This is a genomic window from Fundidesulfovibrio soli (genome assembly GCF_022808695.1).
Classification (GTDB): domain Bacteria; phylum Desulfobacterota; class Desulfovibrionia; order Desulfovibrionales; family Desulfovibrionaceae; genus Fundidesulfovibrio; species Fundidesulfovibrio soli.
In genome coordinates this window covers 102223-126416 of the sequence record NZ_JAKZKW010000007.1, presented here as the reverse complement: position 1 = coordinate 126416, position 24194 = coordinate 102223, and the positions used below count along the sequence as shown (strand labels likewise).

Sequence of the window (24194 nt, the reverse complement as noted above, 5' to 3'; positions counted from 1 at the left end):
GGCCCGGGCGGTCATGGACAGCCTTCCGCAGCCCGTCCTTCCGGACGATCAGGCGGCCAGGGAGCATATAGTCTCCCTGTGCCGCCAGGCGGGCGTATGGGGCTGCCCCCGCTGCCGTAGCGGGAAGACATACCGGCTGGGCTCCGGGCGGCTGCGCTGCCCCGGCTGCGGCTACACCTTCCACGAGCTGACCGGTCGCTTCATGGGCGCCGGGGGGCTCAGGCCCGCGCAGTGGCTGCGCATGGCCGAGCTCTTCGCCGGGGAGACCCCGGTGAAGCAGAGCGCCGCCCTGCTCGATATCTCCTACAACACCGCCTACAAGGCCATGGACGCCCTGCGCCAGGCCATCCTCTCCCAGGCTACGGACGCGCGCCAGATCAGGCGGAGCCTGGCCGAGCGCGACGCCGAGGAAACACCGCCCGTGTTCGGAGTGATGGAGCACGGGCGATGGGTCTTCGTGGACCTTCTGCCCGACGTTGAGGCCGCGGACCTGACCCTCTACAAGAGCAACTTCCGGCTCAGGACCGCCCGGGTGGGCTCAGTGGTCTACACCGGCCCCGTGCGCGGCTACCTGGGGCTGGTGTGCTGCGGGGGGCCGCAGTGGGTCTCCACCGCGCTGCGGGGGCGCGGCGGCGGGCTGGACCTGCGGGACGCCAACCCCTTCTGGGGCTTCCTCATGGAGCGCCTGGCCCGGTTGCAGGGCGTTTCGCCTGAAAAGTTCCCGTATTATCTCAAGGAATTGGAGTTCCGCTGGAACCATCGCGGGCAGGACCTGGCCGACCTGGTGACACGCCTCGCCCTGGCCTTCATGCCCGGGCCGGAGGAGTGAACCGCGCCAGCGGTGATGGCACCAATAAAAAACGGCCCGACTCCGTGAGGAGGCGGGCCGCAAGTTGATGCTCGGTGGAGCTTTTACCAGCGTCCGGCCGGACGGCGCTCGCGGGGGCGGGCTTCGTTGACCTTCATGGTGCGGCCGCCGTAGTCGGAGCCATTGAGGGCCTCGATGGCCTGCTTGGCGCCGTCGCCATCCATTTCCACGAAGCCGAAACCGCGGGGGCGGCCTGTTTCGCGGTCGTTGATGAGTTTCACGGACGTGACCTGTCCGTAAGTCTCAAACAGCTGGCGAACCTGATCTTCGGTGGCGCTGAAAGGCAGATTCCCGACGTAGATGTTCGTCTCCATACTCGCAAATGCTCCTGCAAGAGGTTACCACAATCGGCGGGCGCCGTTGCCCGGCCGTTTCATCCCGCAAGGCACCGCATCGGATAACCTCAAACGCGCCCCGCAAGTAGGTTCGATATACCGGGCCTTACCCCCGCATGAACGAGGCCCGATATATGTGATGGCATTTAGGCGGCCGTATATGGGAATTCAGGGTGTGTCAACAGGAAAAAAGTAAGTGGTTTGGAGTCGTTCTGAAAAAAGAAAGGGTGGCATGTCATTTTTGCCCACCCTGGTTGCGGGCGCGGGGGCGGACTGGCGGGAGAAGGGGGTGCACGGCGCGGCCGGGCGGAGCCTGGCTCTCGGGCCAGAGGCGGATGCAAACCTATGGAGTAATCGGCATTTCAGGAGTTACACGAGCACGGGGCGGGTATGGCGAACAGCCCTGTGCTTCTACAGCGCCATCGCCTGCCGGGCCTGCTCGGTGGTCTCGTAGATCTGCACCAGGGCTGAGATGCCCGCGGCCTCGAACACACGGCGGAAATTCAGCGGCTTGCAGGCGATGGCCGCGCTGCAGTGGCGCAGCTTGAACGATTCCAGGATGGAGGTCAGCCCGGATATGGCCGCCCCGTTGAGCGATGCGTACTCCCCCACCGTCACCAGCAGTTTGCACAGCTGGGGGGCGTCGGCCAGTCGGGCGGCGATGTCGTCCATATCGCCTGATATGGCCCCGCTTATTTCCAGCAGGGCAAGCTCCCCCTCGATACGCAGGAAGGCCGGGGCCGCGGCGCTGGCGGTGCGGCTCAGGCGTTCGCTGGCGCGGCGCAGGGCCGTGGTCAGCGCCGATTGGGAGATGGGTTTGTCTATGAAGTCGGTGGCCCGCAGGTTGAGCGCGGCCAGTGCCAGCTCAACGTCGCCGTGGCCGGTGATGACGATGATCTCCGTCTCGGGGCGCATGGCCTTGATGCGCGAGAGCACCTCCAGCCCGTCGATGCCCGGCATCTTGATGTCCGTGAGCACGATGGGGAAGTCGCCCCGGGCGAAGATTTCCAGGCCCTGCTCGCCCGACTCGGCCACGGAGGGTTCGTAGCCCATGGCCTGGAGCAGCAGCTCGAACATGGCCAGGGTGGGTTTTTCGTCGTCGATCACCAGAACGCGCGTCATAAAACCTCACCGTTGAGCGGGGGGGCCGCCGGAGGGAAAAGCAGCCTGAACGTGGTGCCCCTGCCCACTTCGCTCTCCACCTGGATATCCCCGCCGTAGTCCTTGATGATGCCGTAGGATATCGCCAAGCCCAGGCCCATGCCCTCGCCTGCCCGCTTGGAAGTGAAGAAAGGCTCGAAAATCTTGGGGACGTCCTTGGGGGGAATGCCGCAGCCGGTGTCCGTGACGGAAACGACCAACTGGCCGTTTTCCATGAAGGATCGTATCAGGATCGTCCCGCCCCCCTGTTTCAGCGCTTGTATCGCATCGCGGGCATTGGCCACAAGGTTGAAAAACACCTGTTCCAGCCGGTTGATGTGGGCCCTCACCAGCGGAAGACCCTCCGCCAGCTCAAGCTGCACGCCGATATTCTGCAGTGCCAGCTGCTGGCCGATGATGGCGAACACGCCCTTGATGGGCTGGCGGATGTCCACTTTGTCCGGCATCAGGTCGGACTGGCGTCCGAACTCCCGCAGGTGGGAGATGATGGCAGCGGCGCGGTCCACCTGGGCGCTGATCTCGTCTGAGACCTGCTGGAATTTGGCCTTGGGCAGGTCCATGTCCATGCCCGCGGCCAGCTTGAGGAAGTCGCTGCCGAGCTTGATGGCGTTGAGCGGCTGGTTGAGCTCGTGAGCCATGCCCGCGCTCATTTCGCCCAGGGTCTTCATCTTGCTGGCCTGGATGAGCTGGGCGTCCTTTTCCACCAGGTCGGTGACGTCGGTGGCCGAGAAGATCACCACCACGCGCTCGCGGTAGGGGGCCATGGTGGCGTGGATGTTCACGTAGATGGTCTTGCCCGAGCGGGTGATGTGGCCCACCTTGGTGTAGAGCACGTGGTCGCCGGAGGTGCCCTCCGTGATGAAGCGCTGCACGCCCTGCGGGGTGCCCAGGGGCTCGATGGAGCCTATGGTCATGTCCTGGAGCTGGGCCAGGGAGTAGCCGTAGAGCTCCTGGGCGCGGGGGTTGGCGTCAAGGAAGTAGCGGGTGGCCACGTCCAACACCAGGAAGGGGTCCGGGTTGGCCTGGAACAGGGGGCGGTAGCGCTCCTCGGATTCGCGCAGCCTGTGCCGGTAAAGCCGGATGGACCAGACCATGTTGGCGAAGGCGTCTGCCAGCTGCACCACCTCGTCGCCCTTGCGCTTGCGGTAGAACTTGCAGGGGTTGCAGGTGCGGGGGGGCATGTCCTCGCCGGGGGCCATCTCGTCCAGGTGCCAGCAGGGCAGGTCCGTGTCGGCGTAGGCCGGGCAGTCGCCGGGCTGCAGGGGGGCGCCGCCGAGATCCAGGGGCTGGTCCAGCCTGCCCCGGCTGATGATCTCCGCCGCGCTGGTCAGCTTGCGCAGGGGCTCCACCACGTAGCCCGAGAGCACCAGCGCGATCAGGAAGATAATGACAACCACCAGGGAGATGAAGCCCAAAAAAGTCAGGCGCAGCTTGGCCACCAGGGCGTCGATGTGGCTCTGGCGCAGGCCCACGTGGGCCCGGCCCAGGGTGTAGATGCCCTCCTGGATGGGCACGGAGATGTCCACCGCGTCCGAGTTCTCGAAGCGAACGGGGCGCACCAGGGTCTCCTGGCTGTCGGCCGGGGCCACCACCTCCAGCAGCTCGGTGGGGAAGGGGCGCACGAAGGTGTGGGCCAGGAGCTTGCCGTCTATGTCCATGACGAAGCTGTAGGCCACCAGGGCCTTGCGGTCGCCCAGCTGGGAGACGTCGAACAGCAGCGCCACCAACTCCTCGGGGCGTTTGTCCAGGATGTAGCCGCCGCCGCGCTCCGCGATGGACTGCGCGATGGCCACGCCGCGCAGCTCCAGCTCGCGGTCCAGGGTGCCCACCAGGATGCCGCGCGCCAGCAGGGCGATGGCCCCGCTGATGAGCAGCACCACGCCCACCGTGGCCAGGAAGATCTTGTTGCGCAGGCTGAGCGTGCGCACCCTGTTGAGCATGGCCTGCGCCCGGCCGGAAGTCTGCGTGGAGGCGCTCACTTGCAGGCGCTTGGGGCGAAGGGTTTGCTCCAGTCGTTGACCAGGACGAAGCGGCCTTCTTCCAGTTTGGTGAAGTAGACGCGCTGCAGGCCCCGGTGGTCGCCAGGGCCGTAGGTCAAGGTGTTGGCCAGCCCCAGGGAGAAGTCGCGGATGTCCTCGATGGCGTCGATGAAGCGCTCGCGGGTCAGGTCCGGCCCGGCGCGGCGCAGCCCCTCCACCAGCACCTTGGCGTTGATGAAGCCCTCCAGGCCCACGGAGGTGGGGCTGTGCCCGGGATAGGAGGCGCGCAGCAGTTCGTCGTACTCCTTCACGCCGCTCAGCAGGCCGCGCGTCTCCGGCAGGTCGGGCGGCGGCATCACCTGGGAGACGAGCACCTTGGCCCGCTCGTCCGGGCCGAGCATGCGGGCGATCTCCTCCGCGCCCACGAAGGACACGGCGTAGAACACCAGGTCGGGGTTCTTCTCCCTGGCCAGCTTGATGAACTTGGCCGAGGGCGCTGCCGAGCCGATGATCACCACAGCCTGCGCGTCGCTCTCGGTGATTCTGGTCAGGCCCTCCTCCACGTCCAGGGTGCCGCGCGCGTAGGAACCCCGGGCCACCGGGGCCATGCCGTAGCTGCGCAGGGCGAACTCGGTGCCCTTGAGTCCGTCGAAACCGTAGGCGTCGAACTGGTAGAACACGCCGATGCGCTTGAGGCCCAGGTCTCCGACGATATGCTCCACGGCGGCGGCGGTCTCCTGGTAGTAGGAGGGCCGCACGTTGACCACATAGCGCTGGAAGGGGTTGCGCAGGTCGTTGGCTCCGGTGAAGGCCCCCACCAAGGGGATGCGCGCACCCACCAGCATGGGCAGGATTTTGGTCGTGGTGGGAGTGCCCACGTAGCAGCTCAGGGCGAAGACCTGGTCCTCCACGATGAGCATCTGGGTGTTGGCCACGCAGCGGGGTGGGTCGTAGCCGTCGTCGCGGGTGATGAGCGTGATCCTGCGGCCGTGCACGCCGCCCTGGGTGTTCACGTGGTTGATGTAGGCCGTGGCCCCGCGCAGGGTCTCCTGACCGAGGTGCGAGGCGTGGCCGGAGAGGGGCAGGCTGGAGCCGATGCGGATCTCGCCCGCGGTGACGCCGATGCGCCCGGTGTCGGCCTCCTTGGGAGGGGGCGGCTCGCAGGCGGCAAGCAGTGCCAGCGTGATGAGAGACGCCGCCAGGGCGGCCAGCCGGGCTTTGAGCGGACGGCTGTTCATTGCAGCTTGACCAGCTCCTCGGCCAGGGTGCCGAGATCCGGGCGGGTGTTGATGTCGTGCACGTCGATGAAGCGGATGACGCCCTTCTTGTCGATGAGGAACAGCGCCCGCTCGGACACGCCCTCGGGGCGCAGCACACCGTAAGCCGCCGACACGGCACCGTGCGGCCAGAAGTCGGAGGCCACGGGGAACCACAGCCCCCCCATCTCCTTGACCCAGGCGTGCAGGGTGGGGACGTTGTCGCAGGTGATGCCGATGAGCACCGTGTCGTGCTTTTCGAAGATCTCCCGGGCCAGGTTGTAGCCGGGCCACTGCCCCGAGCAGATGGGCGTCCAGGCCGCCGGAACGAAGGTGAGCAGCACGTTCTTCTTGCCCGCGTATTGGGACAGGCTCACACGGGAACCTGCAATGGTGGGCAGGGAGAAGTCCGGAGCCTTGTCCCCCACGGCCACGCGCAGCGTGCTGTCCACGGGTTTGAGCGTACCGGGGTTGTAGATCAGCTCGGGCGGCACCGGAGACTGGCAAAACCCAGGGGCGGGCGCAAGCAAAGCGGCCAGGAGGATGGCCAAGAGCAGGCCAGCGCGGCACATCTTTGAGGGATTCAGGGCGTTCGGGATCATTTCTTCTTCCCCTTGGCCTTGGCGTCGGGCTTGGCCTCCTGCACGGGTGAGGGCTTGGCCCCGGTCTTGGCTTGGACGGAATCCAGGAAGGCCTGGGGAGAGGTCATGCAGCCCAGCGACTCGTCCACGATGGTGAACCCGTTGGGCCCGCGCGAGAGGATGTAATAGAAGGGGGTGCCCACCTGGCCCATGGCCTTGTAGGCGGCGAAGTCCTTGTCATGGAAGAGGGGGAAGTCCACCTTGAATTTGTCCCGGTAGATGGCGACCTCGAATTCGGAATTGCCGGCCCCCAGGCCAACCATCGCCACGCTGCCCGCCAGGCCGCGCTCACGGATGAGGGTGTTTGTCTCCACCAGGGCCGGGCCCTCCTTCTGGCAGAAGGGGCAGTACATGGAGAAAACCACCAGGATCACTGTGTCGGCCTTGATGTCGGCCAGGCGGAAGCTCTTGGCGCCGGGCTTGATGCCCAGTTGTGTCGCCTCCTGGGGCGTGAACGGCCCCTGGAGCACCAGGTCGGGGAAGGCCTGGCCCACGGGCAGGGGGCGCATCTCGGGGGATTGCGAGGCGTTGGCGGCCCAGGCCGCGTCGTGGCCGGCCAGAGACGAAATAAGGGCCAGGGCCGCGAAAAGGGTCAGGGCGGCCATGGCGAGTGTGCTGCGGAAAAATTTCATGGAGTCACCGTCCCGGTGGTTTTGTTGACAATAGCGGATTGGCCTTGAAGCATCCACTGGGATTTCTCCGTGTTTTGATACAGCGGCACAGAGAAAGCGAGGCGGCGTGACCGCCTGCTGGCGCAAACCGGTTGGGAGGTCCAATCCTGCCGGAAGCCGCCGCAGGGCGGGCACGCCGCCTTCTGTAAAACAACGCCGGCATCGCCCCTGTGGGAGGGGTGAAGCCCCGGCCGCGCCCCGTCGGGCGCGGCCGGGGAAACCGGCGTTTTGTTTGCATCGCCGGGAACGAGTGGGGTGTCCCCGGCGGTCATGCCGTCATCGGCTTCCGGGCATCAGCCCTGAGCCTGGTTGCGCAGGCCCAGCACGGCGTCCAGGGCCGCGAAGCGGGTGACGGGTCCGGCGCCGTCCGCGTCGGCCATGAGCGTGGCGTGGTAGAGCCGGGGTTCGTGTTCGGTCAGGAACACAACGCGGACCTGCTCCCAATCCACAAGGACGGCCTTGGGGTTGGTCTGCTTCAGGGCCTCGAAGCGCTTCTTGCCCATGGCTAGCATCTCGTCGCGCTCACCGAAGTTCATGGCTCCGGTGGGACAGGTCTTGACGCAGGCGGGCAGCATCCCGGCCTTCACGCGGTCGTTGCACATGTCGCACTTGGACATCACCTTGCTGGCAGGGTCCTGCCGGGGGATGTCGTAGGGGCAGGCGCCGCGCACCACGTCGAAGGGCAGGCCCTTGGTCTTCTCGGTGAAGATCACGGCCCCGGTTTCCTTGTCGTGGGTGATGGCGTCCTTGATGACGGAGTCGGCGGCGTCCTTGCAGGGCGGCTCGACGCAGTGCCGGCACTGGTCCGGCAGGAAGAGCCACTTGAAGTCGTCGCGCGAGCCCACTTCCTTCATGCGCACCACTTTGAGCGTCACGAAGGACATGTCGGGCGGGTTCTGGTGGGAACCCGTGTTCTTGGTCTGCTCCGCGGGGAGCTGTTTCCACTGTTTGCAGGCGATCTGGCATCCGCGGCAGGCGGTGCAGCGGGAGAGATCGACGAAGAAGGTCTTGCCTGACATGGTCGATTACCTCCCTAAGCCTTTTTCACGTTGACCATGAAAGCCTTGGTCTCGGGTATGCCGGTGTTCGGGTCGCCCACCGAGGGGGTGAGCAGGTTGGCGGAGTCGCCGCCGTCCTTGGGGTAGACCCAACCGAAGTGCCAGGGGATGCCGACCATATGTACGGTTTGACCCATGACCTGCATGGGGCGCATGCGCTCCGTGACGATGGCGATGGCCCAGAGGCTGCCGCGCGCCGATTCCACGGTGCACTTGTCGCCGCCCTTGATGCCGCGCAGGGTGGCCAACTCGGGGCTCATCTCCACGAACATCTGGGGTTCGGCTTCCAGCAGCCAGGGGGTCCAACGGGTCATGACGCCCGTCTGCCAGTGCTCCGTGACCCGGTAGGTGGAGCAGATGAACGGGAAGCGCGGGTCGCAGGAAGCGTGGACGTCCTTGTCGCCCTTGAAGGTCAGGGCGGTGGGGTTGGTGCGCACTTTTGAGAACGGATGCTCCGCGATGGGGCACTCCATGGGCTCGTAGTGCTCGGGGAAGGGGCCGTCGTTGCGGCCGGGGCCGTAGAGCTGGGCATGGCCTTCGGTGGTCATGATGAAGGCGTACTTGCCCTTCTCGTCGGCCATCGGCGGCCAGGGGCCGTCGGGCACGTCGCCCACCCACTTGCCGTCCTTCCATTCGATGACGGGCTTGGTGGGCTGGTAGGGCTTGCCCTGCGGGTCCACGGAGGCGCGGTTGTAGATGATGCGGCGGTTCACCGGCCAGCACCAGGTCCATCCCGGATACAGGCCGATCTTCTCCTGCATGGGGGTCTGGGTCTTGTCGCGGCGGGCGGCCATGTTCTTGTCGGTGTAGGAACCGGCGTAGATCCAGTTGCCGGAGCAGGTGGAGCCGTCGTCCTGGAGCAGGGCGAAGCTGGGCACCGGGTCGCCGGCCTTGTAGGTCTTGTCGCCGATGGTCTTCTCGGACAGGAAGTAGCCGTTGATCAGCTTGGCCACCTTGTGGGGGTCGAAGACGTGATTGGTGGCGACGTCCCAGTTCAGGTTGGTGATGGGATCGGGGAAGACGGCCTTCTTGTCCTTGGCGTAGAGGCCCCTGATCTTCTCGAAGAGTTCGTAGATCAGGTCGCCGTCGGGCTTGGTGCCGCCCAGCGGAGCGGGGCCGGGGTAGCGCCACTGCATCCAGCGGCCGGAGTTGGAGATGGAGCCTTCCTTCTCGATGGAGACGCAGCAGGGCAGGAAGAAGACCTCGGTCTTGATCTTCTTGGGGTTCATGCCCGGGCCCTTCCAGAAGGAGGCGGTCTCGGTGTCGAACATGTTCACCGTGACCATCCAGTCCAGCTTGGTCATGGCCTCTCGCACCTTGCCGCAGTTGGCGGTGGAGGCGGCGGGGTTCTGGCCCCAGGCGAAGAAGCCCTTGAAGGCGCCTTTGTACATCTCGTCGAACAGGGTCAGCCAGGAGTAGTCCTTGCCGTCCTCGAGCTTGGGCAGCCACTTGTAGGCATCCTCAGGCTTCTGCTTGGGGTAGATCGCCTTGAGGTAGCTGGCCAGGTACTTGGGCCTGTTGCCCCACCAGTTGATGGACTTGGGGTCCTTGCTGACGGGGGTGTTCTTCTCGTTGTAGGTCTTGAGCTCCTGCATGGAGGCCGCGGGCGTGGGCACGTAGCCGGGCAGGATGTGGAAGAGCAGGCCCTGGTCCGTGGAGCCCTGGACGTTGGCTTCGCCGCGCAGGGCGTTGATGCCGCCGCCCGCCACGCCGATGTTGCCAAGCAGCAGCTGGACCATGGACATGGCCCGGATGTTCTGCACGCCCACGGTGTGCTGGGTCTGGCCCATGGCGTAGAGCATGGTGCCGGTCTTCTCGGGCTTGCCGGTCTCGCCGTAGAGCTTGTAGCACTGCTCCAGCTTGTCCAGGGGGCAGCCGGTGATGTCGGAGACGGTCTTGAGCGTGTAGCGCTCGTAGTGCTTCTTCATCAGCTGGAAGACGCAGCGGGGGTTCTGCAGCGAGGGGTCCTTCTTGACGATCCCCGCCTCGTCCTTGGCGAAGGCCCACTTGGACTTGTCGTAGGCCTTCTTCTCGGCGTTGTAGCCCGAGAACATGCCGTCCTTGAAGTCGTAGGCGTCGCCTACGATGAAGGAGGCGTTGGTGTAGTTGACCACATAGTCCTTGAACATGAGGTCGTTGGCCAGGATGTAGCTGATGAGGCCGCCGAAGAAGGCGATGTCCGACCCGGAACGGATCGGGGCGTAGAAGTCCGCCTTGCTGGCCGTCTTGGTGAAGCGGGGGTCGACGCAGATGAGCTTGCCGCCCGCGTCCTTGGCCCGCATGATCCACTTGAAGGAAATGGGGTGGTTTTCGGCAGGATTGGAGCCGATTACAAAAATACAATCACTGTTCTTGAGGTCGATCCAGTGGTTGGTCATCGCACCGCGTCCGAACGACTCTGCCAGAGCCGCTACAGTTGCGCTGTGTCAGATACGGGCCTGATGTTCGATGTATGTAAGGCCCAAGGCACGGAGCATCTGCTGGTAGATCCAGCACTCCTCGTTGTCCATGGCGGCCGAGCCTACGGAGGCGATGGCTTCCAGGCGGTTGACGGTCTGCCCTTTGGCATCCTTGGCGATGAAGGACGCATCGCGCACCTTCTTCACGCGCTTGGCGATCTCGCTCAGAGCCCAGTCGTAGCTCTTCACCTGCCACTTGTCCGAGTTGGGGGCGCGGTAGAGCACCTTGGTGATGCGCTTGTCGTTCTCGGTGAGCTGCCAGATGGAGGCGCCCTTGGGACACAGGGAACCTTCGTTGATGGGATGGTCCGGATCGCCTTCCACGTTCACGGAGCGGCCTTTGCCTTCCAAACCGGTGGCAACGATCAGGCCGCAGCCCACGGAGCAGTAGCAGCACACCGAGGTGGTCTGCTTGCTGCCCTTGAGCTTGGACAGATCGGCCGCCGCCTGGACCGTGGTCAGGTCCAGGCCCAGACCGCCGAAGGCGGTGAAGGCCACGGTGGCGGCGCTCAGTTTGAGAAATTCTCGCCTTTCAAGAGACATACTCTCCCTCCTGCCAAGAGGTTGCATCAGCCTGCACGGGTCTGACGGTTGAGGGTCAGCTGAAGCTCGATTCCCCAGGGACGCACGGGATCACAGACCGCAGGCGGCTTGTCCGTTGCCCGCCGCGCCCGGGAGGGCGCGAGAGCGATGCGGGCGGCACGGAACAGCGCCGCATCCACGCCGAGGCCCAGGCCGCAGAAGGCCGGAAGCGCACGGGTGGACTTGGCAGCGGTGTGCCTGTCTGAATCTGGTTTCCTCATAGTCCGGGGTGCTAGGCATAGATGGAAGAAAGAACAACCTTCCACGGGCTTGCTTACGATCTGACACCAAACGGTCACGAAGGGGGGGACGGGGCCGGAGGGACGCCTCCGGCAGGACGGATCAGGCCGTGCCGGCCTCGGCTGACTCAACGTGGTCCCTGCCGCTTGACTTGGCCTTGTAGAGCTGGCTGTCGGCCAGGGCCACGAGTTCGCGCGGGGAGCCGTCCTTCGTGCAGACGGCGGTGGCCAGCCCGATGCTGGCGGTGACGCGGTCGGCGCTGAGGGACATGCCGTGGGGGATGGCCAGGTCCCTGATGGCCTGCAGGATCTCCTCGGCGATGGCGCGGGCTCCCTGCGCTCCTGTGGCCGGCAGGATGCAGGCGAACTCCTCCCCGCCGTAGCGCGCGGCGAGGTCCCCCGCGCGGGAGGCGCAGGCCGTGAGGACCTCGCCGATGCGGCGCAGACACTCGTCCCCCTTGGGATGGCCGTATCGGTCGTTGAATTCCTTGAAGTGGTCGATGTCCAGGATGAGCAGGGAGAGAGGCGCCCCGGAGCGGATATGGCGCGCATATTCCTTGACCAGGGTCTCCTCGAAGTAGCCCCTGTTGGCGATGCCTGTGAGCCAGTCGGTCTTGTTCAAGGCCGCGAGTTTGAGGTTGGATTCCTGAAGGCGCAGCTGGGCGAGCATGAGCTCGCGGTCGCCCCTCTCGCGAGAGAGCAGCACCAGGCTGAACCCGCTGGCCAGCATCATGCAGTAGACCGCGGGTTCCACAAACATGCCCATGAAGGTTTGAAAAGTGGGATTGCCTTGTTCGTCAGGCATGGCGGCAAGCGCCGTCAGCCGGAGGAAAAGGGCCGCCAGCAGGGCGAATCCCGCGCCCAGTGTGCGGCGCAGCCCGGAGCCGGCTCGCCCAGGACGAAGCAGGGCGGCCGCTGGAATGGCGTACAGGACGGCGTGCAGCAGGAACACGGAGGCGGTCCTGACTGGCGGCGTCAGGAACCAGGTGGCGGCGCAGGCGGCGAAAATGCCCGCCATGACGGGCAGGCGCAAGCGGCGGGGAGCCTCGTAGCCGACGATGTGCAGCACGGCCCAGGCCTCGTAGGCGCAGCCCACGAGCAGGAGGCTGTTGGCTGCCATCACGGTGACGTAATCGGGGCCGGGGCCCAATTCGCCAAGCAGCAGCGATCCGGTGCCCTGCAGGAACTTCGCCGTGACCAGATACGGAATGGTCTGCGCGGGAGGCTTGCCATACTGGAAAATGACGAGCAGCAGACAAAAGACGTACGATCCAATTGCCAGGTGCGATATCATTGCGTGATCCAATAAGGGTGCCGAGTGCCTCCGTCTCAATGGCGGCGGTTCTGGGGCTTCAGTTCTTGCTGTTGCCGTCCAACAGGGTCTCGATTGCCTCCAGGCGGGTCATGAACTCGGCCAGGGCGCTCTGGGTGTCCGCGTCCTCGTCGTTGAAGCGGGCGCTCACGAAGCGGCCCTGGCCCTGGTCCTGGATGTTGACCACCTCGGTGCTCAGGCGAAGGGGGGTGAGCGAATCCAGCGAAACGTTCAGGTCAGCCTTGTCGCCTGACATGAGGTTCACGATCCTCTGTTTCTGGAACATGTCCAGCAGCAGCCTGCAGCCTCCGCGGCTCACATCCACCATGAAGGCTTGGGAATTGAAGTAGTCGTTGGCCAGGACGCCCGGGATCAGGCAGCGCACGCGTTTGTGGCTGCGCAGCTGAAGCCGTTCCGTGGAGGTGGGGTAGGAGAGCACCAGCAAAGGGGAGGGCTTGAAGATGGCCGAGATGACCTCGCAGCTGAAGCCGTAGAGCTCCCCCTCCGACTCCATGCGCAGGGTGAGCACGGCCCCGGCGGTGGCCATGCGCAGGATGCCGGGCACCATGGGCAGCTTGAGGATGAAACAGTCGTAGGGGTCCGTTCCGATGATACGGCCCCAATAGCGCTGGGGATCCGTGGGGATCTGCACCATAACGGACTGTCCCGGCTTGAAGGCCAGGAACATGCCCAGCTCGCGCTTGCTGCGCCTGGGCTGCGATGCTGTGTTGTCGGTGTCGGCCATGGCGCGCAAGGTAGCCAAACCTCCGGCGGGCGCAAGTGTTTTCAGTTGAGGTCCGAGAAAAGAATAGAGACGGCTCAGAGGCTGGCTCTCGCCCATCCAATGGCAAATCCGGTTCGGCAGCAAAAAAGCCCGGGGCTTGGGCCCCGGGCTTTGGTCGTCGGTGTCGCCGGAAGGCCTACAGGGCTTCCGAAGGGGGCACGGAGGCGATGTCGAAGGCTTCGCCCACGGCCTTGTAGGTCAGCAGGCCCTTGTGGGTGTTCAGGCCGGGCAGCAGGCTGGAATCTTCGCGCAGGGCGTCCAGGCCCTTGTTGGCCAGCTTCATGGCGTAGGGCAGGGTCTGGTTGGTCAGGGCGAAGGTGGAGGTGCGGGGCACGGCGCCGGGCATGTTGGCCACGCCGTAGTGCACCACGCCGTCGACGACGTAGGTGGGGTCGGAGTGGGTGGTGGCCTTGATGGTCTCCACGCAGCCGCCCTGGTCAACGGAGACGTCCACGATCACGGAGCCTTCCTTCATCACCTTGAGCATCTCGCGGGTGACCAGGTGCGGGGCCTTGGCGCCCACGATGAGCACCGCGCCCACCACCAGGTCGGCCTGGGCCACGGCTTCCCAGATGTTGGGCTCGGTGGAGGTGATGGTGGTCAGGCGGCCGCCGAACACGTCGTCCAGGTACTGCAGGCGCTTGTGGGACACGTCCATCATGGTCACCTTGGCGCCGAAGCCCAGGGCGATCTTGGCGGCGTTGGTGCCGACCACGCCGCCGCCCAGCACCACGACGTTGCCGGGGGCCACGCCGGGCACGCCGCCCAGCAGGATGCCGCGGCCGCCCTGGTACTTCTCAAGGCAGTGGGCGCCGACCTGGGGGGCCATGCGGCCCGCCACCTCGGACATGGGGGTCAGCAGGGGCAGGCTGCCGTCGGGCAGTTGCACGGTTTCGTAGGCGATGCCGGTGCACTTGGAGTCGAGCAGGGCGCGGGTCAGGCCCTCGGCGGCGGCCAGGTGCAGGTAGGTGAACAGCAGCAGGTCGGAGCGCAGGAAGCCGTACTCGCTGGGGATGGGCTCCTTGACCTTGACGACCATCTGGGCGCCCCAGGCCTTCTCGGCGGAGACCAGGCTGGCCCCGGCCTTGACGTATTCCTCGTTGGTCAGGCCGCTGCCGATGCCGGCGCCTTCCTCGACCAGCACGGTGTGCCCGGCGCGCACCAGGGAGGCAACTCCGCCAGGCGTCATGGCCACGCGGTTTTCCTGCGGTTTGATTTCCTTGGGGATGCCGATGATCATGGGAGTGAGTCCTTGTTGTGGGTTCCTGCCTGAAAGTTGCCCGACACGCTTCGGCGGGGATGCCCCGGCCGGGGAAAATGACATGTTTGTCGAACCGAACGAGGTGATTGATGACCGGAGGAGATGGTAATGTCAACGAACAAAACACACCGTTAAACGGTTTTTCCGTTCCGCTCACAGGATTATTCGCCATTGCGAAGAGTTGCGCGCGGAGATGTCGCGAAAAAATTTCCACCGTATTCGTGAATGGTTAGCGTTCCGCAGAGCGGAACGGGGCGCAGCTTCGCCGGGCCGAGCTCCGAGCCGGCTGCCTGAGGGAGGGACAGGCAACAGGGAAGAGGCTTTAGTGACGCGAACGAAGCGCCGTGATTTCCTCACGCAGCCTGGCGCGGAGCCGTGCAGGAATGTCCGCGCCAACGCGGGCCTGAGTATGGGCGGAAGAGCGTCACGAGGGACAGGCGTCTCGAAGCGCCATCACCTGGAATCCGGAAAAAGAAGCGCCCCCGAAATGGGGGCGCGCACTTTGGCCGGGCTGGCCCGCGAGGGAAGTCTGGCCTGAGCGTCAACCGGCGGGAACCGGGACGGGGATTCGATCCCTCCGGCGGTCGGGGCGGATCAGACCCGCGAGTACTTGATCACATCCTGCTTGAACTCTTCGATGGCCTCGTGGGTGAGCGACGGCCGGAACCTGGTGATTTCGCTCACGATGAGCTCGGTGGTGACCGCGTTGTCCTTGCGGGACTCGTACTCCTGCTCGAAGGCCCGCTGGGCGATGATCTGGTAGAGCAGCTCGATGTCGGCCGGAGTGAAATTCTGGGTCATGCCGACGATCAGGTCCATGTTGATTTCCTTGGCGTGGATGCGGCTGTTGTAATGCTGCAGGATGGTTCTCCTGCCCTCGTCGTCCAGGGTCCCCACGGGGATGATGCAGTCGAAGCGGCCCGGGCGCAGCAGCGCCTGGTCCAGCTGCCTGATGTAGTTGGTGGCGCACACCAGCAGGATCCTCTTGCCCTGCTGCTTGAGCAGGGGCACCTGCTTGAGGAGCTCGTTGGTGATGGAGCGGTCGACCCGGCTGGCGTCGTCACGGCTGGCGGCGATCTCCTCGAATTCGTCGATGAAGATCACGGCCTCGTCCAGCTTCCTGACCTTCTCCATGAGCCTGCGGAGGTTCATGCCGATTTTATCCATCCCGTCGGCCATGAGCTGGCTGGGGGATATCTCGATGTACCACCAGGCGAGGGTCCCGGCCATGGCCTTCACGAAATGCGTCTTGCCCGTGCCGGGAGGGCCGAAGAAGATGAGGGTCTTCGGCGGGATGACGCCGTGCTTGTGGGAGAGCTCAAGCTCCCGCAGCGGCAGGACGATCCTCTTGCGGATGAGCTGCTTGGGGGGCTGGGTGTCGGATATGGTCTCCCATGCCTCCTTGCCGATGAACTGCGCGCCCAGCCCCTCGAGCAGGTCCGCCTGGTTGTCCGATGCGGACAGCTTATCCAACTCGAAGGAGTCGAGCAGATCCACGCAGGCGGCCCGGAAGCCGACATCCCTGCCGAGCTTTTCCGAGAGTATCCACTTGTGGTCCATCACTTTCTGCCACAACTCTGCGGCCATCTCGTCATCGAGTTTCAAGCCGCTCGCCGTGAAGATTATGCTGCTGTAATCGTCTACAGTGACAGAACTGTTGTCAAAATTATCCATGGAGAATCTCCTGATTCGTAGTCAGCTTTATTGTAGTGAGGTGTGCTGAATTGAATATGCGCGAGAAAAATGCGCGTGTGGCTGGTGAAACGTCCAAATAATCAAGTCCTATTTAGCACGTGAAGCCATGATGTCAATCAAGATGGAGAATTGTATTGAAAAAGTAATGTTCGCTGCTGTCGTCGCTGGAGTTCTGAAATACAGGAGGGATTCGCGCCCTGGCGCGAGTAGGCGGCCCCAAAAGACGGCGGGAACGTGCGGGGAGGGTGCGGCGTGCGCCGGGCCGGACCAGGCGCTCCCGGGCGATGTCAGGCCGCAAGGTCCATCAGCCGGGCGCAAATAAAAGCGCCCCCTGGGGGGCGCGTTGAACGGCGGGATAGCCGGGATGAGGCCCTGGCGGGCGCAGACCCTAGGAGTTCCTGTGCTTGCCCTTCTGCTTCTTGGGTGCCGGAGTGGGCGCGGTTGCGGTGTCGGTGGCGGCCTTTTCGAAGCCGTAGTCCAGCAGGCGGGTGGTCTCCACCTGGCGGGCGATGGGGTTGCGCGCGCCGAGCACAACGGCGATCAGGCGCGTGTTGCCGCGCTTGGCCGTGGCGGTGATGTTGTAGCCGGAGGCGCAGACGAAGCCCGTCTTCAGGCCGTCCGCCCCATCGTAGCTGCTGAGCAGGGCGTTGGCGTTGTGGTGCGTCTGGCCGTGGTAGGTGTGGGCGGTCATGGAGTGTATGCTCAAGGATTCCGGGAAGCGGCGCAGGTAGGCTGCCGAGAGCGAGGCGATGTCTCGCGCCGTGGAGAACTGGCCCGTGGCCGGAAGGCCGTTGGGGTTCTTGAACACGCTGCGGCCCATGCCCAGGTTTCTGGCCGTGGCGTTCATCTGGGCCACGAACTTCCGGGAGTCGCCCTTGCCCATGTATTCGGCCACGGCAACGCAGGCGTTGTTGGCCGAGACCACGCTGATGCCCCGGATGATCTCGGAGAGGGGCACCTTCTCCCCTTTGTAGAGCGACATGGTGGATCCGCCCGTGCGGATGGCCAGGGCGGAGACCGGTATGGGGGTGCTCTCCTTGATGCGCCCCTGGGCCAGGGCCTCGCGGATCAGGTAGAGCGTGAGGACCTTGGTGATGGAGGCGGGCGGGATGCGCTCGTCTGGGTTCTGGGTGTAGTAGACCTTCCCATTGCTCATGTTCATGAGGTAGGCGGCCTTGACGTTCAGGTGGAAGCCCTGCGGGACGGGGGCCGCGGACGCTTTCCGTGAAGACTTGGAGCGCTTGCCCTGCTTGCCGCCGGATTTGGCCTTCGTGCGCGACGCACTCTTGGTCTCATGGGCGGCTTCGGCCTGTTTGTGCTTTGATTTCGAGGCCGCGAAGCCCTCTGAAGGGTGCCAGGCGGCGAGGAGCAAGAGGGCCAGGGCCAGGCACAAGAGTCTGGCCGTAAATGCAATGAAGTCTGTGCGCTGATGCATGGCTCGAGAGTATGGTTCAGGCCCGGTTTGGTCAATTACGGAAAGGCCGGAATGCTCTAAGGCTTCGGCGGCCCGGACACGATCATTTCGGCCAGGGTCATGTCCACCTTGGGGACCTGGTTGCGCCGGCTGCCCAGGTACTCCATCTCCAGCGCGGCCAGTTCGCGGTAAAGCGGGGTGCGGTCCATGCGCTCGTGGGCCTTGTCGCCGATGGCCTCCATGCACACCGGGCAGCCGGGAAACTGCCTGATCCCGGAGCGGGAGAGGAACATGTTGGGCACGCCGTAGAGCCTGCAGATCATCAGGCGGTGCTGGTAGATGCCGCAGCGGCCTTCGTCGTTCACGGGGCACATCACGCGCGGGACCTCCCCGGCGGCCAGCGCCTGGCTGGCCTGGAGAACGTTCTCCCGGGCGCGCTCGATGTAGAGGGCGCGTTTTTCCTCCGGCAGGGCTTCAAGGCCGTCCCAGAGGTAGCGCCACTCGATGTAGGTGTGGTGCTGGAAGTGGCTCACGCAGCAGTTCTGCGTGCAGCCCTCGCAGGTGAAGCCCTCCGGGGAGGAGGCTGCGTAGGCCTTTGCCATGTTGTCGTAGAGCGCGGCGAGGCGCTTGAGCAGCACGCGCTTGCTTGTGAATTTCATAAGTTTCAAAACCTTGCGACGGGTTGTTTCGCCGAATGGGATGTTTGCGGGCGGAAGATACAGGCATGACGCCCGGAATGGAAGGGGATTTGCGATCCGCGGCGGCCGGTAAGGCCGCGTAGGACAATTGCGGACGGTTCGGCCCGACCCCGCTCGGCCCGCTCGGCCCAGCGCCGCGCTCAATCGCGGGTCAGCAGGGCGGCCAGCTTCTCGACGCACTGCTCCACGCAGGCGTTCACGTCCAGGGCGTCGGTGCAGACGTGGAAATCGCAGGCCGCCAGATACAGCGGCTCGCGCTCGGTGTAGACGTCCGCCAGGGAGAGGCCGGCCGGGCGTACGAAGGCCCGGCCCGAGGCGTCGCGCACGCGGTCGAGGAAGGTGTCCAGCTCGATGCGCAGGTGGATCACGGGGCCAAGCGACCTGAGCCGGGCCATGGCGGCCTTGCTGTAGACCACGCTGCCGCCCGTGGAGACCACCGTGCGCTTGACCCCCAGCGTGGAGACCACGGCCTCCTCGACGGCCATGAAGCCGGGGAGGCCGCGCTCGTCCAGAATGGTCTGCAGGGGCTGGCCCCAGGTGGACTCGATGAGCCGGTCGGTGTCCAGGTGGGCCCAGTCAAGGCGTGCGGCCAGGGCCTCGCCCAGGGTGGACTTGCCGGCCCCGGCGATGCCGATCAGGCTCACGCACTGCTCGTCGGTAACGCGCCCGATGGGGGCGAATTCCGCCATGGCTCACCCGCCCAGGTAGGCTTTTTTCACCTCGGGGTTGTCGCGCAGCTCGTCGCAAGGGCCTTCGGCCACGATGCGCCCGGTGTCCAGCACGTAGCCCCTGTGGGCGAAGTCCAGGGCCAGGCGGGCGTTCTGCTCCACCAGGAGGATAGTCATGCCCTGCTGGTTGAGCCGCTTCAGCGAACGGAACATGTCGTACATCAGGAGCGGTGCCAGGCCCATGCTGGGCTCGTCCAGCAGGATGAACTCCGCGCCGCTCATGAGCGCGCGGCTCACGGCCAGCATCTGCTGCTCGCCGCCGGAGAGCGACTCGGCGCGCTGCTTGCGGCGCTCGCCCAAGCGGGGGAACAGCTCGAACACGAAGTCCAGGTCGCGCGGGAGGTTCTCCTTGTCCTTGCGGGCGTAGGTGGCAAGGGTCAGGTTGTCCATGACCGAGAGGTTCCCGAAGATGTGGCGGCCTTCGGGCACCAGGACCATGTGCAGGTTGGCCACCACCAGGTGCGCGGGCATGTTGAGCAGGCTCGCGCCGTCGAAGGTGATGTCGCCATGGATCACCTTGGGGCCTTCGGGCGGCCCCAGGCGGGCGATGGAGAGCAGCGTGGTGGTCTTGCCCGCGCCGTTGGCCCCGATGAGGGTGACGATCTCGCCCTTGTTCACGGTGAAGGAGACGCCGTGCAGGGCCTCGATGTTGCCGTATTTGACCTTCAGATTCGTGACGGAAAGCATCAGATGGCCTCGTCTCCCAGGTACGCCTTGATGACCGTGGGATTGTTGCGGATGTCCTCGGGGTTGCCCTCGGCGATGGTGGCGCCGAAGTCGATGACCTTGATCCACTGGCACAGGCTCATGACCACCGTCATCTGATGCTCGATCATCCAGATGGCCAGGTCGAACTCCTTGTGGATCCATTCGATGAGCTTGATGAGCTCCACCACGTCCGTGGAGGGCAGGCCCGCGGCAGGCTCGTCCAGCAGGAGCAGCTTGGGCTTGGTGGAGAGCGCGCGGGCTATCTCGACCTTGCGCTGGATGCCGTAGGAGAGGTTGGGCGGGAACTCGTTGGCCAGCTCCTTCATGCCCATGAACTCCAGAAGCTCCATGGCCGTGCGCTCTATGGCGGCCTCGCGGTCGGCGTAGCGCCGGGTGCGCAGCAGGGCGTCCGCCAGGGAGTAGCCCAGGCGGTAGTGCTGGCTGACGCGGATGTTGTCGAGCACGGTCATGTCGTTCCAGAGCCGGATGTTCTGGAAGGTGCGGGCCACGCCCAGGGAGGTCACCTGGTGGGGCTTCATGCCCCGGGTGTCCACCCCATTGATGGTGATGGAGCCCGTGGTGGGCTGGTAGAACCCGCTGACCAGGTTGAAAACGGTGGTTTTGCCCGCCCCGTTGGGGCCGATGAGGGCGTTGAGCTCGCGGCCTTCCATGGTCACCGAGAGGTCGTTGACCGCGATGAGCCCGCCGAAACGCTGGGTGAGATCTTTGATTTCGAGCAGGGCCATGGCTATTTGAACCTATAGAAGCGCTTGAGTTTGGGGAACACGTCGGAGAGCTCGCGGTTGCCCATGATGCCCTCGGGTCGGAACTGCATGAGCAGGATCAGCAAAAGCGGGATCGCGACCCACTTGAGCTGCTCCAGCGGCTTGAGGAACTCCAGCAGGATGGCGAACACGATGGCCGAGAGCACCGAGCCGGTGAGCGAGCCCATGCCGCCCAGGTAGACCATCACCAGGCACTCCGTGGAGCGCAGGATGGTGAAGGAGCCCGGGTTCACGAAGCTGATCAGGTAGGCGTAGAGCCCGCCCGCCAGCCCCGCCAGCCCGGAGGAGAGCATGAAGGCGATGAGCTTCATCTTGTTGGTGTTCACGCTCATGATCTCGGCGGCCACCTCGTCCTGGTGGATGGCCATGACGCCCTTGCCGTAGGTGGAGTACACGAAGCGGCGCAGGATCCAGATGGTGAAGGTGACGCCCAGGAAGATCCAGACCATCATCCAGGGGATGGAGACGACTGCGTCCATGCCCTGGACGATCTTGCCCATGCCCGCGAAGCCTCTGGGGCCGCCCACGGCCTCCACGTTCTCGATGGCGCTCTTGATGATGTAGCTGGCGGCCAGGGTGATGACGGCCAGGTAGTCGCCGCGCGTCTTGAAGGAGGGAATGGCCACCACCAGCCCGGCAAGGGCCGCCGCGATGAACCCCGCGGCCAGGATGACCGGGAAGGCGAAGGGCGTGAGCGCCATGGGCAGCCAGGGCTGGCCGAATACCTGGTCGGGCACGAAGAGGAAAACCCCCACGACGGATGAAGTGTAGGCCCCCACGGCCATGAACCCCGCGTGGCCGCAGGAGAACTCGCCCATGTAGCCGTTGACCAGGTTCAGGCTGGCCGAGAGGATGATGAAGATGCCCATGGAACACAGGAATGTGATCCCGTACTGGCCGAGCAGGCCGACGTGGGGCATGGCCACCATGAGAAAGAGCAGGGCGCAAAGCGCCGCGGGTACGGTGATGCGGTTTCCCATGGCTATATCTTCGTGGTTTTGGGTTTGCCGAAGAGGCCGGTCGGTTTCCAGGTCAGGATGCCCAGCAGGATGGTGAAGCTGATCAGGTCGCGCAGCTCCGAGCTGAACACCGCCGCAACGATGACCTCCAGGAAGGCCAGCAGGAAGCCGCCGACGAATGCGCCCCGGATGTCGCCGATGCCGCCCACCACCGCCGCCACGAAGGCCTTCCAACCCACCAGCGCGCCCATGAACGGGTCGAGCACCGGGAAGTTCATGGCGTAGAGCATGCCCGCCAGGCCGGCCATGGAGGAGCCCAGGAAGAAGGTGAACACGATCACCGCGTCCAGGGGGATGCCCATGAGCGGCACCGCGAACTTGTCGTAGGAGACGGCCCGCATGGCCATGCCCAGCTTGGTGCGGGTCACGATCCACTGCAGGAGCGCAAACATCAGGAAGCTCGCGGCGATGGCCGAGAGCTTCGTGATGGAAACCTTGGCCCCGGCCACGTCGAACACGATGCGCGGCAGAAGCGTGGGGAAGGAGAGGCGGCTCGTGCCCAGCAGCGAGAGGTTGCCGTACTCCAGGATGATGCCCATCATAAGGGCGGTAATGACCACATAGAGCCGGTTGGCGCCCTTGAGCCGAAGGGGCTTGTAGGCCACACGCTCGATGAACACGCCCACCACCGAGGTGAGGATCATGGTCAGGGGCATGGTGACAGCGAAGACGAGGATCTTGTCGGCCCCGCTTTCGAGCTTCATGCCCTGGCCCCAGTAGTAGATGGCGGCGGTGATGGTGATGAAGATGCCGCCAAGAATGGCGGGGTAGCTGTAGTTCTTCTGCCCGGCGGCCACCGGCTTCTTCTTGATGGCGAAGGAGACGGCCGCTGTGATGATGAGGGCGAAGAAACCGGCGAACACCAGCTTCACCATGATGGGCGAGTTGGGCGGGATCAGCGCATGCTGCCCCATGATGTAGGTGGCGGCGAAGAAGGCGATGTAGGCCCCCACCATGAAAATGTCGCCGTGGGCGAAGTTGATGAGCAGCAGTACGCCGTAGACCAGGCAGTAGCCCAGGGCGATGAGGGAGTAGTAGCTCCCGAGCTGCAAGGCGTTGAACGCCTGTTGGATGACGGTGTCGAACATGACCTGTCCCGAGGCTGACGGATTATGGGCCGAGGATGCAATGAACAACAAAAACGGGCGCGGAGGTTGGTTCCCCCGCGCCCGTGCCGGACGGTTACGGACAGACGGACTCGTGGAAGGTGAACTCACCCTTGTCGCTGATCTTGACGATCACGGCGCACTTGATGGGGTCGCCGGTCTTGCCGTCGAAGCTCATCTTGCCGGTGATGCCGGCGTAGTCGCGCATGGTGGCCATGGCGTTGCGCAGGGCCTCGCGGTCCTTGGCCAGGTCGCCGGAGATGGCGCCCATCTTCTGGATGGAGGCCAGAACCATGCCGGTGGCGTCCCAGGTCAGGGCGCCCACGTCGTCGGGGATCTGCTTGAACTTGGCGTTGAAGGCGTCGATGAATTCCTTGGTGGCGCCCTTGGCGCCGGCGGCGGCGTAGTGGGTGACGAAGTACTGGCCTTTGCAGTCGTCGCCGCACAGGGCCATCAGCTCGGCGGAGCCCCAGGAGTCGGAACCCAGGATGGGGCCCTTGTAGCCCAGCTCGCGGGCCTGCTTAACGATCAGGGGCACTTCGTTGTAGTACTGGGGGGTGAACAGGACGTCGGGGTTGGCCTTGATGATCTTGGTCAGCTGGGCCGAGAAGTCCACGTCCTTGGTGGTGAAGGTTTCATATGCAACCACGGAGCCGGGGCCGTTCAGCTTCTCGAAGTCCTTCTTGAAGAACTCGGAGAGGCCCTTGGGGTAGTCGGAGGCCACGTCGAAGAGCACGGCGGCCTTCTTGGCCTTCAGCTGCTCGGTGGCGAACTTGGCGGCCACGGGGCCCTGGAAGTCGTCGAGGAAGCAGGCGCGGAAAACGTAGGGGCGGTCCATGGTGGTCTTGGGGTTGGTGGACCAGCCCGAGATCATCACGGTCTTGTTGTTGTTGGCCACTTCGGCGGCGGGGATGGCGCGGCCGGAACCCTGGGGGCCGACCATGGCCAGGACCTTCTCGCCCTCGATCAGCTTCAGGGCGGCGTTCACGGCAGACTCGGCCTTAGCCTCGTTGTCCACGTAGACGAAGTCGAGCATGTACTTCTTGCCGCCAACGTCAAGTCCGCCAGCGCCGTTGACCTTCTCCTTGAGCATTTCGGCAGCGCCCTTGCTCATCTCGCCGACTTTGGGGATGTCGCCGGTGAGGGGGATGTTGAAGCCGATTTTGATGGTGTCGGCGCCAAAGGCGGCAGCCGGGAAGGCGAATGCCGCGACCAGCAAGGCAACGAGGAGTTTTTTCATTGACCGCTCCGTAGTTGAGGTTTGCGGACGTCCTCGGCGGGAGGACAACACCCCGGGCATACGCCGCCCGGTTGGCCGAATCTCAATATCCGAATCGCACAAGGAAAAAAAGTACAAAAATGCAAAAAAACCCTGATTTTCGAACGGAGGACTTTCAAAAATGCGGTAACGGCCGGCGACCGGCCAGGAAGATAA

21 protein-coding genes are annotated in these 24194 nt (G+C 64.8%); 1 reads left to right on the top strand and 20 read right to left on the bottom strand.

All coding sequences use genetic code 11. The features are described from left to right. Window positions 1–13: 13 nt before the first annotated feature. On the top strand, window positions 14–829 hold the full coding sequence (locus MLE18_RS08895) for a transposase (protein ID WP_243438439.1): 816 nt from the start codon (window positions 14–16) through the stop codon (window positions 827–829). 83 nt (window positions 830–912) lie between these two features. Here the strand turns inward: MLE18_RS08895 and MLE18_RS08890 are convergent, their stop codons facing one another. The 20 genes from MLE18_RS08890 to MLE18_RS08795 form a co-directional block, all read right to left on the bottom strand. After that, window positions 913–1182 carry an RNA recognition motif domain-containing protein gene (locus tag MLE18_RS08890; protein WP_243310693.1) on the bottom strand — a complete coding sequence of 90 codons (270 nt, stop codon included), beginning with the start codon at window positions 1180–1182 and terminating at the stop codon, window positions 913–915. Window positions 1183–1614: 432 nt separating this feature from the next. Beyond that, window positions 1615–2325, bottom strand: coding sequence for a response regulator (locus MLE18_RS08885; protein ID WP_243438438.1), 711 nt, complete (start codon window positions 2323–2325; stop codon window positions 1615–1617). Further along, window positions 2322–4343, bottom strand: coding sequence for an ATP-binding protein (locus MLE18_RS08880; protein ID WP_336605569.1), 2022 nt, complete (start codon window positions 4341–4343; stop codon window positions 2322–2324). The genes MLE18_RS08885 and MLE18_RS08880 overlap by 4 nt, the downstream gene beginning before the upstream one ends. Further along, entirely contained in the window at window positions 4340–5581 is a 1242-nt protein-coding gene (locus MLE18_RS08875) for an ABC transporter substrate-binding protein (RefSeq protein ID WP_243438437.1), read from the bottom strand. The genes MLE18_RS08880 and MLE18_RS08875 overlap by 4 nt, the downstream gene beginning before the upstream one ends. Further along, window positions 5578–6201 (bottom strand): peroxiredoxin, encoded by a 624-nt coding sequence (locus MLE18_RS08870; RefSeq protein WP_243438436.1) that lies wholly within the window; start codon window positions 6199–6201, stop codon window positions 5578–5580. Before MLE18_RS08870 ends, MLE18_RS08875 begins: the two co-directional genes overlap by 4 nt. After that, window positions 6198–6872, bottom strand: coding sequence for a peroxiredoxin family protein (locus tag MLE18_RS08865; protein ID WP_243438435.1), 675 nt, complete (start codon window positions 6870–6872; stop codon window positions 6198–6200). The genes MLE18_RS08870 and MLE18_RS08865 overlap by 4 nt, the downstream gene beginning before the upstream one ends. A 332-nt stretch (window positions 6873–7204) precedes the next feature. Continuing rightward, the gene (locus tag MLE18_RS08860; RefSeq protein WP_243438434.1) at window positions 7205–7930 is read right to left on the bottom strand and encodes a 4Fe-4S dicluster domain-containing protein; all 726 of its coding nucleotides are present in this window, start codon (window positions 7928–7930) and stop codon (window positions 7205–7207) included. A gap of 14 nt (window positions 7931–7944) precedes the next feature. Beyond that, window positions 7945–10971 carry a formate dehydrogenase-N subunit alpha gene (fdnG, locus tag MLE18_RS08855; protein WP_243438433.1) on the bottom strand — a complete coding sequence of 1009 codons (3027 nt, stop codon included), beginning with the start codon at window positions 10969–10971 and terminating at the stop codon, window positions 7945–7947. A 381-nt stretch (window positions 10972–11352) separates the two neighbouring features. Then, complete coding sequence (locus MLE18_RS08850) at window positions 11353–12543, bottom strand: GGDEF domain-containing protein (protein WP_243438432.1); 1191 nt, start codon at window positions 12541–12543, stop codon at window positions 11353–11355. A 58-nt stretch (window positions 12544–12601) separates the two neighbouring features. Beyond that, a complete protein-coding gene (locus tag MLE18_RS08845) occupies window positions 12602–13324 on the bottom strand; it encodes a flagellar brake protein (RefSeq protein WP_243438431.1) in 723 nt (240 codons plus the stop codon). A gap of 157 nt (window positions 13325–13481) precedes the next feature. Beyond that, on the bottom strand, window positions 13482–14585 hold the full coding sequence (ald, locus tag MLE18_RS08840) for an alanine dehydrogenase (protein ID WP_243438430.1): 1104 nt from the start codon (window positions 14583–14585) through the stop codon (window positions 13482–13484). Window positions 14586–15200: 615 nt separating this feature from the next. Next, complete coding sequence (locus MLE18_RS08835; RefSeq protein ID WP_243438429.1) at window positions 15201–16280, bottom strand: AAA family ATPase; 1080 nt, start codon at window positions 16278–16280, stop codon at window positions 15201–15203. Window positions 16281–16689: 409 nt separating this feature from the next. Continuing rightward, the gene (locus tag MLE18_RS08830) at window positions 16690–17736 is read right to left on the bottom strand and encodes a D-alanyl-D-alanine carboxypeptidase family protein (protein WP_243438428.1); all 1047 of its coding nucleotides are present in this window, start codon (window positions 17734–17736) and stop codon (window positions 16690–16692) included. A gap of 56 nt (window positions 17737–17792) precedes the next feature. Next, a complete protein-coding gene (locus MLE18_RS08825) occupies window positions 17793–18374 on the bottom strand; it encodes a hypothetical protein (RefSeq protein ID WP_243438427.1) in 582 nt (193 codons plus the stop codon). 179 nt (window positions 18375–18553) lie between these two features. Next, entirely contained in the window at window positions 18554–19102 is a 549-nt protein-coding gene (gene thrB / locus MLE18_RS08820) for a homoserine kinase (protein WP_243438426.1), read from the bottom strand. Between the two features lie 3 nt (window positions 19103–19105). Beyond that, entirely contained in the window at window positions 19106–19831 is a 726-nt protein-coding gene (locus tag MLE18_RS08815; RefSeq protein WP_243438459.1) for an ABC transporter ATP-binding protein, read from the bottom strand. Then, window positions 19828–20595 carry an ABC transporter ATP-binding protein gene (locus MLE18_RS08810; RefSeq protein WP_243438425.1) on the bottom strand — a complete coding sequence of 256 codons (768 nt, stop codon included), beginning with the start codon at window positions 20593–20595 and terminating at the stop codon, window positions 19828–19830. Before MLE18_RS08810 ends, MLE18_RS08815 begins: the two co-directional genes overlap by 4 nt. A gap of 2 nt (window positions 20596–20597) precedes the next feature. Then, window positions 20598–21614: a branched-chain amino acid ABC transporter permease gene (locus MLE18_RS08805; protein WP_243438424.1), complete on the bottom strand. Its 1017-nt coding sequence runs from the start codon at window positions 21612–21614 to the stop codon at window positions 20598–20600. A gap of 2 nt (window positions 21615–21616) precedes the next feature. Next, window positions 21617–22741 (bottom strand): branched-chain amino acid ABC transporter permease, encoded by a 1125-nt coding sequence (locus MLE18_RS08800; protein WP_243438423.1) that lies wholly within the window; start codon window positions 22739–22741, stop codon window positions 21617–21619. Between the two features lie 94 nt (window positions 22742–22835). After that, on the bottom strand, window positions 22836–23999 hold the full coding sequence (locus tag MLE18_RS08795; protein WP_243438422.1) for an ABC transporter substrate-binding protein: 1164 nt from the start codon (window positions 23997–23999) through the stop codon (window positions 22836–22838). Window positions 24000–24194: the final 195 nt, after the last annotated feature.

Bases quoted from the DNA above. Each gene is read 5' to 3' on its own strand.
- MLE18_RS08825 (WP_243438427.1), bottom strand. From the start codon at position 18,374: ATGAAATTCACAAGCAAGCGCGTGCTGCTCAAGCGCCTCGCCGCGCTC.
- MLE18_RS08805 (WP_243438424.1), bottom strand. From the start codon at position 21,614: ATGGGAAACCGCATCACCGTACCCGCGGCGCTTTGCGCCCTGCTCTTT.
- MLE18_RS08800 (WP_243438423.1), bottom strand. From the start codon at position 22,741: ATGTTCGACACCGTCATCCAACAGGCGTTCAACGCCTTGCAGCTCGGG.
- MLE18_RS08870 (WP_243438436.1), bottom strand. From the start codon at position 6,201: ATGATCCCGAACGCCCTGAATCCCTCAAAGATGTGCCGCGCTGGCCTG.
- MLE18_RS08865 (WP_243438435.1), bottom strand. From the start codon at position 6,872: ATGAAATTTTTCCGCAGCACACTCGCCATGGCCGCCCTGACCCTTTTC.
- MLE18_RS08890 (WP_243310693.1), bottom strand. From the start codon at position 1,182: ATGGAGACGAACATCTACGTCGGGAATCTGCCTTTCAGCGCCACCGAA.
- thrB (WP_243438426.1), bottom strand. From the start codon at position 19,102: ATGGCGGAATTCGCCCCCATCGGGCGCGTTACCGACGAGCAGTGCGTG.
- MLE18_RS08895 (WP_243438439.1), top strand. From the start codon at position 14: ATGGACAGCCTTCCGCAGCCCGTCCTTCCGGACGATCAGGCGGCCAGG.
- MLE18_RS08860 (WP_243438434.1), bottom strand. From the start codon at position 7,930: ATGTCAGGCAAGACCTTCTTCGTCGATCTCTCCCGCTGCACCGCCTGC.
- ald (WP_243438430.1), bottom strand. From the start codon at position 14,585: ATGATCATCGGCATCCCCAAGGAAATCAAACCGCAGGAAAACCGCGTG.
- MLE18_RS08875 (WP_243438437.1), bottom strand. From the start codon at position 5,581: ATGAACAGCCGTCCGCTCAAAGCCCGGCTGGCCGCCCTGGCGGCGTCT.
- MLE18_RS08850 (WP_243438432.1), bottom strand. From the start codon at position 12,543: ATGATATCGCACCTGGCAATTGGATCGTACGTCTTTTGTCTGCTGCTC.
- MLE18_RS08795 (WP_243438422.1), bottom strand. From the start codon at position 23,999: ATGAAAAAACTCCTCGTTGCCTTGCTGGTCGCGGCATTCGCCTTCCCG.
- MLE18_RS08810 (WP_243438425.1), bottom strand. From the start codon at position 20,595: ATGGCCCTGCTCGAAATCAAAGATCTCACCCAGCGTTTCGGCGGGCTC.
- MLE18_RS08830 (WP_243438428.1), bottom strand. From the start codon at position 17,736: ATGCATCAGCGCACAGACTTCATTGCATTTACGGCCAGACTCTTGTGC.
- MLE18_RS08885 (WP_243438438.1), bottom strand. From the start codon at position 2,325: ATGACGCGCGTTCTGGTGATCGACGACGAAAAACCCACCCTGGCCATG.
- MLE18_RS08835 (WP_243438429.1), bottom strand. From the start codon at position 16,280: ATGGATAATTTTGACAACAGTTCTGTCACTGTAGACGATTACAGCAGC.